This is a genomic window from Reinekea thalattae, from assembly GCF_008041945.1.
GTDB lineage: Bacteria > Pseudomonadota > Gammaproteobacteria > Pseudomonadales > Natronospirillaceae > Reinekea > Reinekea thalattae.
Map to the genome: position 1 here is coordinate 192,150 of NZ_VKAD01000002.1, position 15,258 is coordinate 207,407.

The 15,258-nt window shown below is 47.6% G+C and carries 15 protein-coding genes and 1 other RNA gene; 7 read left to right on the forward strand and 9 right to left on the reverse strand.

What is annotated here, in order from left to right:
• Positions 1–158: 158 nt before the first annotated feature.
• From prmA to aroQ, 4 genes are all read right to left on the reverse strand, one after another.
• Positions 159–1,046 carry a 50S ribosomal protein L11 methyltransferase gene (gene prmA / locus FME95_RS11200; RefSeq protein WP_147714574.1) on the reverse strand — a complete coding sequence of 296 codons (888 nt, stop codon included), beginning with the start codon at positions 1,044–1,046 and terminating at the stop codon, positions 159–161.
• Positions 1,047–1,145: 99 nt separating this feature from the next.
• Positions 1,146–2,492 (reverse strand): acetyl-CoA carboxylase biotin carboxylase subunit, encoded by a 1,347-nt coding sequence (accC, locus tag FME95_RS11205; RefSeq protein WP_147714575.1) that lies wholly within the window; start codon positions 2,490–2,492, stop codon positions 1,146–1,148.
• Positions 2,493–2,505: 13 nt separating this feature from the next.
• Positions 2,506–2,964, reverse strand: coding sequence for an acetyl-CoA carboxylase biotin carboxyl carrier protein (gene accB, locus FME95_RS11210; protein ID WP_147714576.1), 459 nt, complete (start codon positions 2,962–2,964; stop codon positions 2,506–2,508).
• 32 nt (positions 2,965–2,996) lie between these two features.
• Entirely contained in the window at positions 2,997–3,434 is a 438-nt protein-coding gene (gene aroQ / locus FME95_RS11215) for a type II 3-dehydroquinate dehydratase (RefSeq protein WP_147714577.1), read from the reverse strand.
• 516 nt (positions 3,435–3,950) lie between these two features.
• Here aroQ and FME95_RS11220 point away from each other — a divergent pair.
• On the forward strand, positions 3,951–5,021 hold the full coding sequence (locus tag FME95_RS11220) for a DUF2333 family protein (RefSeq protein WP_147714578.1): 1,071 nt from the start codon (positions 3,951–3,953) through the stop codon (positions 5,019–5,021).
• A gap of 58 nt (positions 5,022–5,079) precedes the next feature.
• Here FME95_RS11220 and aroA read toward each other — a convergent pair whose 3' ends face one another.
• The 5 genes from aroA to FME95_RS11245 all read right to left on the reverse strand — a co-directional run bounded on the left by aroA (position 5,080) and on the right by FME95_RS11245 (position 9,897).
• A complete protein-coding gene (aroA, locus tag FME95_RS11225) occupies positions 5,080–6,363 on the reverse strand; it encodes a 3-phosphoshikimate 1-carboxyvinyltransferase (protein WP_147714579.1) in 1,284 nt (427 codons plus the stop codon).
• 124 nt (positions 6,364–6,487) lie between these two features.
• Positions 6,488–7,087 carry a BON domain-containing protein gene (locus FME95_RS11230; protein ID WP_147714580.1) on the reverse strand — a complete coding sequence of 200 codons (600 nt, stop codon included), beginning with the start codon at positions 7,085–7,087 and terminating at the stop codon, positions 6,488–6,490.
• The gene (locus FME95_RS11235) at positions 7,087–7,680 is read right to left on the reverse strand and encodes a D-sedoheptulose-7-phosphate isomerase (RefSeq protein ID WP_147714581.1); all 594 of its coding nucleotides are present in this window, start codon (positions 7,678–7,680) and stop codon (positions 7,087–7,089) included. The genes FME95_RS11230 and FME95_RS11235 overlap by 1 nt, the downstream gene beginning before the upstream one ends.
• On the reverse strand, positions 7,677–8,045 hold the full coding sequence (locus tag FME95_RS11240) for a YraN family protein (RefSeq protein ID WP_147714582.1): 369 nt from the start codon (positions 8,043–8,045) through the stop codon (positions 7,677–7,679). Before FME95_RS11240 ends, FME95_RS11235 begins: the two co-directional genes overlap by 4 nt.
• Positions 8,035–9,897, reverse strand: coding sequence for a penicillin-binding protein activator (locus FME95_RS11245; protein WP_187265515.1), 1,863 nt, complete (start codon positions 9,895–9,897; stop codon positions 8,035–8,037). Before FME95_RS11245 ends, FME95_RS11240 begins: the two co-directional genes overlap by 11 nt.
• Before the next feature lie 108 nt (positions 9,898–10,005).
• On the opposite strand from FME95_RS11245, the gene rsmI reads away from it, so the two are divergent.
• The 6 genes from rsmI (at position 10,006) to FME95_RS11275 (ending at position 15,257) form a co-directional block, all read left to right on the forward strand.
• Entirely contained in the window at positions 10,006–10,866 is an 861-nt protein-coding gene (rsmI, locus tag FME95_RS11250; RefSeq protein ID WP_147714584.1) for a 16S rRNA (cytidine(1402)-2'-O)-methyltransferase, read from the forward strand.
• 111 nt (positions 10,867–10,977) lie between these two features.
• Positions 10,978–11,326: RNase P RNA component class A (rnpB, locus tag FME95_RS11255), an RNA gene on the forward strand.
• 550 nt (positions 11,327–11,876) lie between these two features.
• Complete coding sequence (mraZ, locus tag FME95_RS11260) at positions 11,877–12,353, forward strand: division/cell wall cluster transcriptional repressor MraZ (protein WP_147714585.1); 477 nt, start codon at positions 11,877–11,879, stop codon at positions 12,351–12,353.
• Positions 12,350–13,291 (forward strand): 16S rRNA (cytosine(1402)-N(4))-methyltransferase RsmH, encoded by a 942-nt coding sequence (gene rsmH / locus FME95_RS11265; RefSeq protein ID WP_222709977.1) that lies wholly within the window; start codon positions 12,350–12,352, stop codon positions 13,289–13,291. Before mraZ ends, rsmH begins: the two co-directional genes overlap by 4 nt.
• A complete protein-coding gene (gene ftsL / locus FME95_RS11270; protein WP_147714586.1) occupies positions 13,291–13,581 on the forward strand; it encodes a cell division protein FtsL in 291 nt (96 codons plus the stop codon). The genes rsmH and ftsL overlap by 1 nt, the downstream gene beginning before the upstream one ends.
• 11 nt (positions 13,582–13,592) lie before the next feature.
• Positions 13,593–15,257 carry a peptidoglycan D,D-transpeptidase FtsI family protein gene (locus FME95_RS11275; RefSeq protein WP_147714587.1) on the forward strand — a complete coding sequence of 555 codons (1,665 nt, stop codon included), beginning with the start codon at positions 13,593–13,595 and terminating at the stop codon, positions 15,255–15,257.
• Position 15,258 lies beyond the last annotated feature (1 nt).

Sequence of the window (15,258 nt, forward strand, 5' to 3'; positions counted from 1 at the left end):
TCGATGGTCCGCCTTTTAACAACAGTGAATCATAACAACAAATAACGACTGCAAATAACGACAACAAAAACAAAAAATTTCATGCAGATGCTATCTTGATTTTAGCCGTTAAAACCTTAAATAGTGCACAAAAATTTAATAGCCAAAGCGCTGAGCGATTACCGCCGAACGCCACTTAATCGCACCCAGCCATCAAGTTCGGTAACAGGATCAAACTGAATCCAGTTTTTATAGGCATCGATTACGGTCTCAGCCTGATAGCTAAGAATGCCAGAAAGAACCAGAGGTCCGCCCTGTTTTAGTCGCGCCACAATTTGCTCACTTAGATCACACAATGGGCCAGCTAAAATATTAGCGACTACCATATCGTATTGTGGTTCTAGGTCGGCAGGTTCGGTGGTGACTGAGTATTGGCTGGCGTCGATGTTGTTTGTCGTAGCGTTGTTTTCGGTGGCGACCAATGCTTGTGGGTCAATATCTAGTCCGTGCATTTTTTTTGCGCCTAATAGCAGCGCGGCTAAACCTAAAATTCCGGAGCCGCAGCCGTAATCTAAAACCGACTCGTCACCTTTGATTTTTTCATCGAGCCACTGCAAACACAAAAAGGTGGTTGGGTGCGTGCCTGTACCGAAGGCTAGGCCGGGGTCGAGCTTTAAATTAACCGCGTTAGCGTTTGGTGCTTCTGTCCAAGAAGGGACGATCCACAATCGCTGACCGCATTCGATCGGCTGGAAGTTGCTCATCCATTCTCGTTCCCAATCTTTATCTTCAACAATTTCGGTTAGAATTTTGCCTGCTGTCAGTTGCTGGTCTGTAATCAGCTGCTGCATCTGTTCAACTAGGCTGGCCGCGTCGATGTCATGTTCGAACAGGCCTTGGATGGTGGTTTGTTGCCATAACGGTGTGGTGCCTCGGATCGGCTCAAATACCGGCTGGTCTTTACTGTCGAGCAAGGTTACAGCTTGGCAACCGGCCAGCAGTAACGCGTCTTCTAGCAAATCGGTATGGTCGGGTGTTGTCGGTATTTTAATTTGTAACCAAGGCATTGTTGTTTAAACCACATTGTTTATTTTAAAAAGGAATAAAAAAAGGGCGATTATCATCACCCTTTTTGAATTAGCAATAGCAAAGAGAATTTACTCGATTTATTGCTCTTCTGCGAGCTTATGTTCAAGGTAGTGAATGTTTACGCCACCCTTTTTAAAGCCTTCGTCGTTGACCAACTCTTTTTGCAGATCGACATTGGTTTTAATGCCTGCAACCACAAGTTCATCTAAAGCGGAGTTCATTCTGGCAAGTGCTTCGGCACGGCTCGGTGCAAAAGTAATCAGCTTACCAATCATTGAATCATAGTAAGGCGGTACAGAATAACCGCTATAAATGTGCGAATCCCAACGTACACCTAAACCACCTGGTGGGTGGAATTGGGTGATGCGGCCAGGTGATGGCATAAAGGTTTTTGAGTCTTCGGCGTTAATACGACATTCAAAAGCATGGCCAGAAATAACAATCTGATCTTGGCTGATAGAAAGCGGCTGACCAGAGGCAACTAGCAGCTGCTCTTTAATAATGTCGACACCAGTGACCATTTCAGAAACAGGGTGTTCAACCTGAACTCGGGTGTTCATTTCAATAAAGTAGAAATGTCCGGCTTCGTATAGAAACTCAAAGGTACCAGCGCCACGGTAGTTAATATCGATACAGGCTTTAACACAGGCTGCTTGAACCTTGGCGCGTGCTTCTTCATCGATACCAGGAGCCGGAGCTTCTTCTAAAACCTTTTGGTGGCGACGTTGCAACGAACAGTCGCGATCACCTAGGTGAATCGCAGAGCCTTGACCATCAGAAATCACTTGAATTTCAACGTGACGTGGATTGGTCAGGAATTTTTCCATATAAACAGTGCCGTCACCAAAGGCTGATTTCGCCTCGGTTTGTGTCACTTCAATGGAGCTCATTAATTCAGCTTCATTATGAACAACGCGCATACCACGACCACCACCGCCAGCAGCAGCTTTAATGATCACCGGATAGCCAATGCGTTGTGCAATGGTTTTACACTGAGCTTCGTCTTTCGGTACAGGGCCGTCAGAACCAGGTACTGTCGGTACGCCAGCTTCTTTCATGGCTTCAATGGCTGAAACCTTGTCGCCCATTAAGCGAATAACATCGGCAGTGGGGCCAATAAAGGTAAAGCCAGAGTTTTCGATTTGTTCGGCAAAGTCAGCACGTTCTGCTAAGAAGCCGTAGCCAGGGTGGATAGCATCGGCGTGAGTCACTTCTGCTGCGGAAATAATCGCAGGAATATTCAGATAGCTGTCAGTCGAAGAGGCTGGGCCAATACATACGGCTTCGTCGGCTAGTTTGACGTGTTTTAAGTCACGGTCGGCGGTGGAATGCACAGCAACAGTCTTAATGCCGAGCTCTTTACAGGCGCGCAAAATGCGCAACGCAATTTCGCCTCGGTTTGCAATTAGAACTTTAGTTAGCATAGTCAAACTCCGATCAGCTGATCGTGATTAGCGGTTGGTCGAATTCTACAGGTGAACCATCTTCAACAAGAATGGCAGTCACAGTACCGCTTCTGTCTGCTTCAATTTGGTTCATCATTTTCATAGCTTCAACAATACAGATGGTATCGCCAGCACTAACCTGTTGGCCGACTTCGATGAAAGACGGGCTAGTTGGTGATGGTGAACGGTAGAAGGTACCAACCATTGGTGATTTAACGGCATTGACTGAGTTGTCTGCTGCCGGTGCAGCTTCTGCTACAGGCGCGGCTGGTACAGCAACTTCGGCAGCAGGAGCGCTGACGGGTGCTGCAGCGTATTGTAGAGGGGCTGCCGCTGCTAAACGAGAATTACGGCTAATGCGAATTGATTCTTCGCCTTCAGCAATTTCAATTTCGTCAATGTTCGATTCTTCTAATAGCTCTATCAGTTTTTTAACTTTACGAATGTCCATTGTTTACCTCAACAATAAAATGAGTCAGAAATTTATTTCAGCAGCTGGTCGGCTGCTGTCAGTGCTAATGAATAGCTGTTTACGCCAAAGCCAGCGATGACACCACTGGCAAGGTCGGATAAATAAGAATGCTGTCTAAATTCTTCCCGTGCATGAACATTCGAAAGGTGCAGTTCAATAAACGGAATGTTAACACCGGCTAGAGCATCGCGAATGGCAATGCTGGTATGAGTAAAGGCGCCAGGGTTAATTAGGATAAAATCGATTTCATCGGTCATGGCCTGATGAATACGGTCGATGATGACACCTTCATGATTTGATTGAAGGTGGCTGAGTTCATGGCCTAAGCTTTGGGCTTGTTCGGTGAGTTGCTTGACGATATCGGTGAGCGTGGTGTCACCATAAATTTCCGGTTCGCGGCGGCCTAATAAGTTCAAATTAGGGCCGTTTAGAAGCAATAACGTCGCCATAAAGTTCCTAGGGGTCAATATTCAGACTGGTTAACTTGTCGCTAAAATCATCGAATTGGCGACTATCGAAACAAGATAATGTTCCTTTGAGTCGAATACAACCAAGTTGTTGAATATTAGTTGTGATTTTTAGTTAATAGATAAGGGTCGTCGCTTAGAATTCGCTTGGATGGTTAATAAAGTTGCCAGTTTTACCGATGTTTACAGCCATTCAATCGCTGGCGCCAACGTTGACTCGGTATTGACCTCATACTTTAATTTTACATAGCGATAATACTTAAGTATGAACGTTTTAGATGGTGTTATAGTGCTCGTCAGTCGGTGGCTGTGAGTCAGGTAACGGAAACGCCGTATCGTCGTTACGCATAAACAGGCCAGTCGCAGACAATAGACTCAGTAATTGATGCTGTAACGTTAAAACAAAAATTGAAAAGCATGGCAAGTGACCTCAAGTTGGGTGGATAAAGCTAAAATCATCGCTCACCTCAGCACATAACATGCAGGAGTATAAATAGGATGAACGCTAAGTTAGAGCAACTGTGGCAGAGCATTCGTGAAAAAATAAAGTTTGGTCGGCCAAGTTGGATGACGGTTAAGGCATCAAAAGGCTGGAAGAAGCCGATTGGCTATTCACTTATCGTTATCCTTATTATTTGGGTTGCACTGGCAATCTATTGGAGTCAGGAACCGAAGTACCAAGATGTGGTGAGCTTGGCGCAGCGCTCAGTTGAACAGCAGGGGCAAACCATGGTGGTTGGCTATACCACAGCATTTACCCTCAAGCATCTGACCGATACGTTGCTGAATAAGCCAGGTGGTTATTTGTCGAATGACGTCATGCCGCCATCGGTATTTTTAGATAACATGCCCAATTGGGAATTCGGCGTGGTTATCCAGCTGCGTGATTTATCACGCGCGTTGCGTAAAGACATGAGTCGTTCACAATCGCAGTCCACAGAAGATGTTGATTTGGTTGAAGCCGAGCCGCTGTATCATTTCAATAATGACAGCTGGATTTTGCCAGCAACTGAAGGTGAATACCGCAAAGCGGCACGCTATATCGATCAATATTTACAGCGCCTTGCCGACCCTGTTGAAGGTGATGCTCAGTTCTATGCTCGAGCAGATAATTTATCCAGCTGGTTAAAAGATGTAGAAACTCGCTTAGGTTCGTTATCTCAACGGCTTAGTGCCAGTGTTGGTCAAACACGCTATAACACCGATTTGGCTGGCGAACGTAATGCCTCGCAGTCAACACCGGTAAGCGAGCAAGCTCAGGTGAAAACGCCGCGCTTTGAAGTGGATAATATTTTTTATGAAGCCAGAGGCTATAGCTGGGCGCTTATCCATGTATTACGCGCCATCGAGGTCGATTTTGCCGATGTGCTAGAAGATAAGACCGCCTTGGTGAGTTTGCAGCAAATTATTCGTGAGTTGGAATCCACGCAAGAAACCGTTTGGTCGCCGTTCATTATGAATGGTTCTGGCTTTGGTATGTTGGCGAATCATTCGTTGGTGATGGCCAATTATATATCGCGGGCGAATGCCGCCATTATCGACTTAAGAGAGCTGCTTGATAAGGGCTGATGTTGAGCAACAAATAAAAAAGCGACCCGTTGGTCGCTTTTTTATTGCTGAGCGATTGTTATTCGCTGATCTGACTAAAGCGCTCAAAATAATCTGGGAAGGTTTTCGCCGTGCAGCCTGGGTCATTAATGATGACGCCATCGGTAGCAAAGGCCGCTAGTGAAAAGCACATCGCAATGCGGTGATCGTTATAGGTGTCGATTGCCGCGCCATGAACCTCTTTGCTCGGAGTGACTGAAATGTAATCCAAGCCATCTTCAACGCGCACACCTAATTTACGTAGTTCTGTTGCCATCGCTTCAATGCGGTCAGTTTCTTTAACTCGCCAGTTGTAGATATTGCGAATGGTGGTGGTACCTTCGGCAAAAAGTGCGGCAACAGCAATGGTCATCGCTGCGTCAGGAATGTGGTTTAAATCTAGATCTATGGCTTTGAGTGGGCCGTCGGCTGAGACTTCGATCCAGTTTTCAGACCAGGTCACCTTGGCGCCCATCTGTTCTAAAACATTGGCAAACTTGGTATCGCCCTGAACCGATGCGGTGCCTGTGCCATGAACTTTAACAGGGCCACCGCCAATCGCACCTGCGGCTAAAAAGTAGCTCGCGCTACTGGCATCGCCTTCGACTTGAATGTCACCAGGCGATACATATTGCTGTTCACCGTCGATAACGAAACGTTGGTAATTTTGGTTTTCAACCGTGACACCAAACTGCTGCATGACGTTTAGGGTGATGTCGATGTAGGGCTTGGAAACCAGCTCGCCAATCACTTCAATTGTGATTGCCTGTTTTAGTAGCGGGGCAGCCATAAGTACAGCGGTTAAAAATTGGCTCGAAATACTGCCGTCAATCTTAATCGGTGCTGCGGTAAGTGTTTTTGCGTTGATCTTTAATGGCGGGAAACCCTCGTCTTTCAGGTATTCAACATCGATGCCTAAAGGTTTTAATGCATCGATAAGATCGCCAATCGGGCGTTCAAACATGCGATCTTCGCCAGTTAACTCGAACTCACCTGAGCCAATGCAAAGTGCTGCCGCTAAGGGGCGCATCGCCGTGCCGGCATTGCCTAAATAAAGAGTCTCGATTTGGCCGCTTGCGAGCGGGCCAGCTAAACCTTGTACGATGCACTCGCTACGGTCGTCGCTTAGTTGATAGTCAACGCCAAGCTGTTTTAATGCCGTAAGCATGTGGCGAATATCATCGCTGTCTAGCAGGTTAGTGACTTTAGTTTGCCCACGACACAAAGCCGCTAGCAATAAAATTCGGTTAGAAAGGCTTTTCGAGCCTGGGATAGTAACCTCGCCGGCTGCGCGGTGTAACTTGGGGAGTGCTAGAGTTTGCATGGCTTCCTGAGTGTCGTTGGCTAACAATTGTAAGAATAGGTTTTATTGTATGTCAGTTTGGCTAAGGCGACATCTTCCTAATAAAAAACACAGTGTTGTATAAATAGGAAGGGTCGCCGTGATATTAGTTGATGATCTGGAATACCTTAACAACCTTTTGCACACCACCGACTTCAGCGGCGATAGCAACGGCCTTATTGGCGGTTTCCTGCGTCACTCGGCCCATGATGTAGACCACACCTTTTTCGACAACGATGTCGAGGCTGGAGTCTGAAAAGTCATCATTGGCAAACAGTTGTGAGCGAACTTTAACGGCAAGCCATTTGTCGTTTGAGCTCACGCCAACGCCAAGGTTGGGTTCAGCCGTTAGGTGATTATGAATCGTCTTCACTTGGCTATCTTTGCTCACCAGCTGTGTTGCGAGGCTGATCATTGATTTTTCAGGTACTTGGCCTACCAACAGCACAGTGCCAACGTTGACGTGGATGTCGACATTGGCATCACGAAAACGCGCATCGTATTTGGTAAGGTTGACCTGCAACCGCGCGCGGGTGTTTTTGTCATCTAACGCTTCGCCCATGGTGCGTTCTTCTGGGTTTGTCGTAATCGGCTGTTCGATGAAAGGGCTGGTAATGGTCGCACAGCTGGTGAGAGCCAGCACCATAGACAGCGCGATCAGCGACAGTGCTTGGTTGATTCGTACTGGGCTCGTTCTATTGATCATTATAGGTCACTCCCAAAGATGGTGTTTTCTATCAGCTCTACTAGGCAGTTGAGCAGTAGGTGATGGCTAAGTTGTACTGGTCCAATACGTTCGCTTTCAATACGCAGTTCAATATCGTTATCTGCTAACAAGGTGGCGACATCGCCGCCCGTGCCGCCGGTCAGTGCGATAACGGTAGTGCCTTGATCGTGCGCTGCTTGAATGGCTTTAATCAACGCCGACGCAGTACCAGTAGACGAGACCAGCAAAAGAATATCTCGTTCGTTACACAAAGAATGAATTTGATGGGCATAGATGTCAGCAGGGCCATTGAAGTTGGAAATGGCGCTGGTCATTAGGCCGTCGCTATTTAATACGATGGCAGGCAGGCCAGGTCGCTCGCGTTCAAATCGGCTTAGCATGCGTACTGCAAAACTGGCTGCGGTTGCACCAGAAACGCCCATGCCGCAGACGGCTATTTTTCCATCATTAAGCAAGCATTCTGTCATCACATCGCTGGCATGTATCATCAGGTCCGAGAGTGTTTCTGCCGCCATTTGGAATGTTTCTAGCGACTGACCAATATGCTCAACGATCAGGTTTTGAGGATTCATAATGCTGCTTGAAAAGCTCCTTGTAGCCACTCAATGTTATTGTTGGCATCAATGCCAATGACGTCGAACCGCATGTAGAGTCGGTTCAGCGCTGGATTTTCTAATATAAAGTATTGTGCCGTCTTTGCGATCTTTTTTTGTTTTGCTTTGGTGACACTGCTGGCGGCGCTGCCAAAGTTTGGATTGGAACGAAAGCGCACTTCAACAAATATTAATTCGTTTTTGTCACGACAAATTAGATCTATTTCACCAAAGTGCGAGTGAAAGTTTTGCGCGATCAGCTGGTAACCGGCATTTAATAAATGCTCTTTAGCCAGCTGTTCGCTGCGCTCACCCTGAGTTAAGTGAGCCGGCTTATTCGACATTCTCTAGTTCGGTATTCTCTAGGTCGACGTCTAGAGTTTGCTCGTCGTCGGCGCTTTCTAAATTAGGTTCTTGCAGCGGCGCCGGTATCGCGATGCCGTTTTTGATCTGTGCCCAATCTAACTGACGCTTAATGCGACCATTGTCAGACATAGACAGTAAGCCAGTAACGCCATGGATTCTGACATCGTTGAAAACGGACATCTGCGGTACGCGCGGATACAGCTTGTACGCGTCGGTGCCTAATGCCACTAGAGAGGCGTAATCATCAACGCTGCTAGGAAATGCCAGCGATGCCTGTTGTTTTTCTGCCGAGTCATATAGGCGCCAAGGCATTTCGACGAAATGGACATCGTTTAGATCGCGATCTTTGTCCTGATTCAGTTCGCCGGCATAGATATTCGATGTGGCGACGATGCTAATGTCGGCTGCACGCTGGTAGTTTAAGATAGGCTTTAGCTGACGCGCCTGATCAGGGAAGGCGACCATGAAAATCATATCGACATCTTGACGACGGCGGAATTCGAATTCCAAGTCGGCATCTAATAGTCGAGCCAATTGAATGTGGCGGCGCTCGCTATTAGAGATGTTCAGTGCGTACTTTACGCTGTAAAGGTACTGGTCAGGACGGTTGAATCGAGCCTTGCTGGTGATGGTGCCGCCGAGTAGTTCCCAGCGGGTAATGAAGGCGTCTGCGACTCGGTCGCCCCACTGCGTAGCAGGTGACACCACCATAATATTGCGAGCGCCTTGCAGCCAGATATCTTCGGCAATCTGAATGGCTTCATCTTCTGGTGCGAGTCCAAACTGATAAAAGTTGTTGGTTTTGGTAAAACTGTTATTGGTGTAATTCAATGCCAAGACCGGAACATCTAATTTTTGATGACGGGCAAGCTGTTCGACTTTATTTTTTGCCAACGGCCCAATAATCAGTTCGGCGCCCTCATCGACAGCGGTGTTATAGAGCTGTACGGCATCTTCAATGTTGGCGGTGTCGTAAAAAGAAATTTGTGGTACTTCTTGGCCATTTGCTTTGGCGCTGTACCAGTTTGATAGCAGTCCGTCACGAATCGCTTTGCCAGCCTGTTCAAGTGGCCCAGACAGTGGTAACAAAACCCCGATTTGCTTTGGTTGCGACAGCGTTAGCTCGCGTAGCATCTGCAAGCTATTGGGTAAGTCTTTTGCGGCAGGGTGAGATTTATTGTCGTTTTGCCACTGTTCAACCGCTTTAATCAGTTGGTCCATGTTGCTGTTTTGTTCGTGGCTGATAATTGCTAAGTCGAGCCAGCCGGTTAGGTCGGGGCTGGATTCTTGTGCTGCCAGTTTTTTGATGTCGTCTAAAGGACTGATCTGTAAGTCGAACCAAATTTGGTCTTGGTTCTCAATGCGATCTTTACGGCTTAAAACCGGTGCTAAAAAGATACGTTCTCGCGCTGCGGCCAATGGCTTGCCAGACAGTTCTAGTGCTTGGGCGCGCATTTTTCCGATTTCGATTTGCTGTTCAAGTGGCAGGCCATCTAACAGATAGGCGTATTCGTTATTGATCCATCCGAGAGCCTCTTGGCCTTTTCCTGTTGCCAGAGAAACACGCGACTGGCTTAATACATAGCGCGTTTGCTGGGCAATGCTGAGCTGATTGAAGTTTAAACCACCTAAAATAGCGCTAGCCTCTTCAACTTGGTCTAAGTCGATGAGTGCCTCGGCCGCACTAATCTGCTGATTAATAAATGCCGAGTCGGCTAAGCTATCGCCTTGATCTTTGACCGGTGTCGTGCCGCAACCAGAGATAAAAAGAGCAAAGAGGATGGCCGCTACAGTCGAAGCGTTTCGAAGTGTGCCTGTTAGCGATTTCATATGAGTCAACATAAGCCCAAGTCAGTTTGAGAAGTCAGCACGCATTTTACTCGGTAATGACAGCAAAAGTCATCGCCGAAACACAACAAGCTTGTAAGAGGTAAGAAAATGGAAGCCACCGCCGTTCGTCGAGGCACGCTTTATATTGTCGCAACGCCCATTGGCAACCTTGCCGACGTGACCGAACGGGCCAGAGCCGTACTCAACAGTGTCGATCTGATTTGCTGTGAGGATACTAGGCACAGCCAGCGGCTGATGGAACATCTGGGTTGTAAAACACCGCTTATCTCCTTGCATGAGCACAACGAAAGAGAGAAGTCATCGTTGATTGTCGGTAAGTTGAATGCTGGCGATTCTATTGCGTTAGTCAGCGATGCTGGCACGCCTCTGATTTCTGACCCGGGTTATGTGTTGGTTAATCAGGTTGTCGAAGCAGGCTTGCCGGTGGTGCCGGTACCGGGCGTGAGTGCGGTTATCAGTGCGCTCTCGGTAGCTGGCTTACCAACCGATCGCTGGTATTTTGAAGGCTTTTTGCCGAGCAAAACAGGTGCGCGAGTAAAGCGAATGGCGCAATTGGCTAATAACCCTGAAACACTAGTGTTCTATGAAAGCAGCCATCGCATCGTTGCTTCGCTGGAAGATATGGTGTCTGAATTTGGTGCCGACCGTCCTGTCTGTGTCGCGCGTGAATTAACCAAAACCTTTGAGACCACTCTTCGTGGCACGCTTGAACAGGTTTTGCAGCAGGTGCAAGCAGACCGAAACCAGCAAAAAGGTGAATTCGTTGTCGTGCTTGGCGGAGCTAAAGCTCTAGAGCAAGGCGAAGAAGATGAGCGAGCCTTTCGCTTAGCGGCGGAATTAAAAGCCGTTATGCCACCTAAAAAAGCAGCAGCATTGGTCGCAGATACTTTCGGTGGCCAAAAGAAAGTCTACTACCAATACATTATTAATTTAGAGCAGTCGGAATAGGTCTGTCATAGTTGTGAGGACTGCTGTGTTCTAAGTTCACGCCAAGCGAATAAAGAACCAGAGGTAAGATTTACTTGCCTTATGGATAAAAATCGGTATTTTGCAGCCCCGAGAATCAGTTAGACAGTCGCCGCTCGCTTGCGAGGGGAGGAAAGTCCGGGCTCCATAGGGTAGGGTGCCAGATAACGTCTGGGCGGCGAAAGCCGACGGCAAGTGCAGCAGAGAGAAGACCGCCTCAGGTTTCGGCCTGCGGTAAGGGTGAAAGGGTGCGGTAAGAGCGCACCGCAACACTGGTAACAGTTGTTGGCGAGGTAAACCCCACTTGGAGCAAGACCAAATAGGATTCCATTAAGGCGTGACCCGCGCTGGAATCGGGTAGGTTGCTTGACTGCATGAGTGATTGTGCAGCTAGATGAATGACTGTCCACGACAGAACCCGGCTTATCGACTGATTTTCAATTATGCCTGCAAGCCTTTAGCGAGGCTTGCAGGCAGTCCTTCTTTTTTATTCCTACTTTTTCTTTCGGTTTGTGATTTTTATAGTCGCCTATCTCTTATTGACTCTGTTTAGCTCTCGTTTTAGTTCTGTTGAGTTAATGAGGTATTCGCTATTTCGCTATATATAAAGGTATACATCTGATTGCTTGCAGGAAGTCCGCTTCATACATTGGTATGAGTTGGTTACTGCCTATCTGTTTCAAAAGTAATACATACCTCATGTAGTACTTTAACTTCTCTTGCTAACGCTAAGGTCTTGAAGACTTTTGGTTTGTTAGTGCTTGCTAACTTTGTTTATCGTTTTGTGAACCTGTTCCTAAGCTTATGTTTTGTAAGGTTTTTTGTATCGCTTATTGATAGTGAACGCTTGCTTGTGGTTGACAGTGCAACTATAGTGTCGAAATGTGGAGAAAAGTGGTTTTTTGTGGATTCTTTAGATCGAATCAAAGCCGCAAGCTGCTAGGTTAGCAACTGCTAACTTGGTGCAAACATAAACGAAACTGGGGACTGACATGGCACTGAGCGATAGCGTTATGCTGCGTGGTGTTCACTCTTTGGCGTTAGACGCCAAGGGGCGTATTGCTGTGCCTAGCCGTTACCGTTCTATGTTGGAGGCCGCATCGGCCAACCAGTTAGTGATTACTATCGATACAGAATCAAAATGCCTGCTTATTTATCCGTTGAGTGAGTGGGAGCTTGTGCAAGAAAAAATATCTTCCCTTTCAAGCTTTAATAAAGCTGCTCGCCGATTGCAGCGTTTGTTGCTGGGTTATGCGACCGACGTTGAAATTGACGGCTCTGGCCGATTGTTGATTTCCGGGCCGTTAAGAGAGCACGCAGAGTTAGAGAAGAAGGTGGTTCTTCTTGGGCAGGGCAATAAGTTTGAATTATGGTCAGAGTCTATTTGGCAGCAAACGCGAGATGCCTACATTGCTGAGGCTGGAAGTGACGCTACGATGACCGAAGAATTGGAGCAAATATCATTATGAGTGCGCCAATGACGGAGCAATTTTCACACGAAACCGTATTACTGCATGAGACAGTCGATGCGCTACAGCCAAAAGATGGCGTCTATATAGACGGCACCTTTGGTCGTGGCGGTCATACTCGGTTGTTGCTGTCGAAAGTTTCGCCAAATTCAACCCTAATCGTTTTTGATAAAGATCCGCTCGCCATCGCTGAAGCGCAAAGTTTAAAAGCAGAAGACGACCGCGTTCAGATTATCCAAGCAGGCTTCGCGCAAATGGCGCAAGAAATTGAGCAGCGCGGCTTGTCTGGTCAAGTCGATGGTATTTTGCTGGATCTTGGCGTGTCTTCACCGCAGTTGGATGATGCCAGGCGTGGCTTTAGCTTTATGTCCGACGGGCCATTGGATATGCGTATGAATCCAGACACTGGTATGAGTGCCGCCGATTGGATTGCCAATGTTCGCGAAGATGACTTAGCTAATGTTTTGTTTCAATACGGTGATGAGCGTTTTAGTCGGCGTATTGCTAAGGGCATTGTGATGGCTCGTCAGCAGCAAGCGATTACACGTACCTTGCAATTGGCTGAAATCATTAAGGCCTCGCACCCTAAGTGGGATCACAAAAAACACCCGGCAACGAAATCATTTCAGGCGATCCGTATCTTTATTAATGGTGAATTAGATGAGCTGGATGCAGTGCTGCAAGGTTCATTGAAAATATTAAAACCGGGCGGTCGATTGGCGGTGATTTCGTTTCACAGTTTAGAAGATCGAGCGGTTAAGCAGTTCATTCGTTTGCAGGCCAATGGGCCGGAATTGCCACCGGGCTTACCAGTGATGGAGTCAAGCATCGAGAAGCTATTGAAGCCGGTTGGCAAAGCAATTAAGCCGAGTGCGCAAGAGGTTGCTGTTAATGTGCGTTCGCGCAGTGCCACCCTAAGAATTGCGGAGCGGCTTTAATGGCTGCGGCATCGCCACGATTGAATTTGCTGTTAATAGCAGGCTTGGTTGCGTTGCTGTTAATGACCACCTTCCAAATAGTCGCCGTGACTTATCAAACGCGACATCAGTTTGCGTCGTTAGAGCAGATGCGTGATCAGCTGCGAGCGATGCAAGAAGAGTGGGGCAAATTATTGTTGGAAGAAAGTGCGTTTTCTTCACCTTCTCGGGTTGAGCGAATTGCACGAGAAGAATTAAACATGGTGTTGCCGGACGTGGCAAACACAAAACAGTTACAAAGCTTGGAGTAAAGCGAGTCTTTATGAAGCAACTCAGTTGGCGTTACATGACTATCCAAATACTGTTGCTGGCATTGCTGTCAGTGACGGTTTGGCGCGTCGTGTATTTGCAGGTGTTGCAGAAAGACTTTCTGATCTCGGAAGGCACATCGCGCTGGCAGCGAGTTGAAGTCGTTACTGCGCCGCGAGGCATGTTGTCTGATCGTTACGGAAAACCCGTTGCGGTGAGTACGCCGGTTGTGTCTTTGTGGGCAGACCCTAGAGAATTGAATAAAGAAGACATTCCGCAATTGGCGAAAGCGGCAGGTGTCAGTGAAGGCACATTGCGCTTTAGAGCCGATCAACACCGAGCCTTTATGTATATTCGTCGCCAAGCGACACCGGAACAAGCTGAGGCGGTTTTAGATTTAGGTTTGAAAGGCGTTTACGGCCGCCCCGAATACAAACGTTATTATCCTGCCGGTGAAGTTGCCGCTCAGGTGGTTGGCTTTACCAATGTTGATGACAAAGGCCAAGAAGGAATAGAGCTGGCATTTGAGCAGCAGTTGGCAGGACAGGCAGGGAAAAAAGAAGTGATTCGGGATTTGCTTGGTAGGTCGGTTCGCGACATTGGCGAATTGGCAGCGGCTCAACCCGGCAATAATTTGAATTTAACTATCGACTTGAGGCTGCAATATCTCGCCTATCGAGAGTTAAAATCAGCAATAGCAAGAACCGGAGCCAGCTCCGGTTCTGTGGTTATGATGGATGTGCACAGCGGCGAAGTCTTAGCGCTGGTTAATCAGCCTGGCTACAACCCAAACGACCGTTCCAGCATTACACCAGAAGCGCTGCGGAACCGAGCGGTCACCGATGTTTATGAGCCCGGCTCGATTATGAAACCCTTTACTATGGCGATTGCTTTAGAGCAGGGATTAGTCAGCCCAGACAGTGCTATCAATACTAGTCCTGGGCGTTTGCGCTTAGGTCGTTTTACGATTCGTGATTTTAGAGATTACGGCACATTGACGGCAACCGAAGTGATTCAAAAATCGTCCAATGTCGGCATCGTCAAAATTGCAAAAGATTTAGATCGCGACGTGTTTTGGCAAACGCTTTACGACTTTGGTTTGGGCACTACCGCAGGCGTAGGCTTCCCAGGTGAAGCTTCAGGTTCTTTGCCAAACCCAATGCGTTGGGATGAAGTACGTCAAGGCGCGCTGGCTTATGGTTATGGTTTATCTGTTTCACCGATCTTAATGGCGCAGGCTTACGCGACGCTCGCTAATGATGGCAAGCGTGTGCATGCCAAGCTCATTCAAGGTATTTCGCCGTTTGATGATGATCAGCAGGTGGTTTCCAAAACCACGGCTAACCAAGTTATCGATATGATGAAAACGGTTGTTGAACCTGGTGGTACCGCTCGCCAAGCGAAGCTCGACTGGTACTCGGTGGCGGGTAAAACCGGCACCAGCCATAAGGTTGGTGCAGAAGGTTATGAAGATGCGAAATATGTTTCTTCTTTTGTTGGTATTGCACCGGCTAACGATCCGCAGATTGTCACCGTCGTGTTTATTAATGAGCCGCCGCAAGACTCCTATTACGGTGGTGAAATTCCGGCGTCGATCTTTAACGGTTTAATGAGCCAAGCACTGCCGCTGTTGAATATTCCCAGTGATCAGTCTCCATTAGCAAGAGGAGCTTTATAAC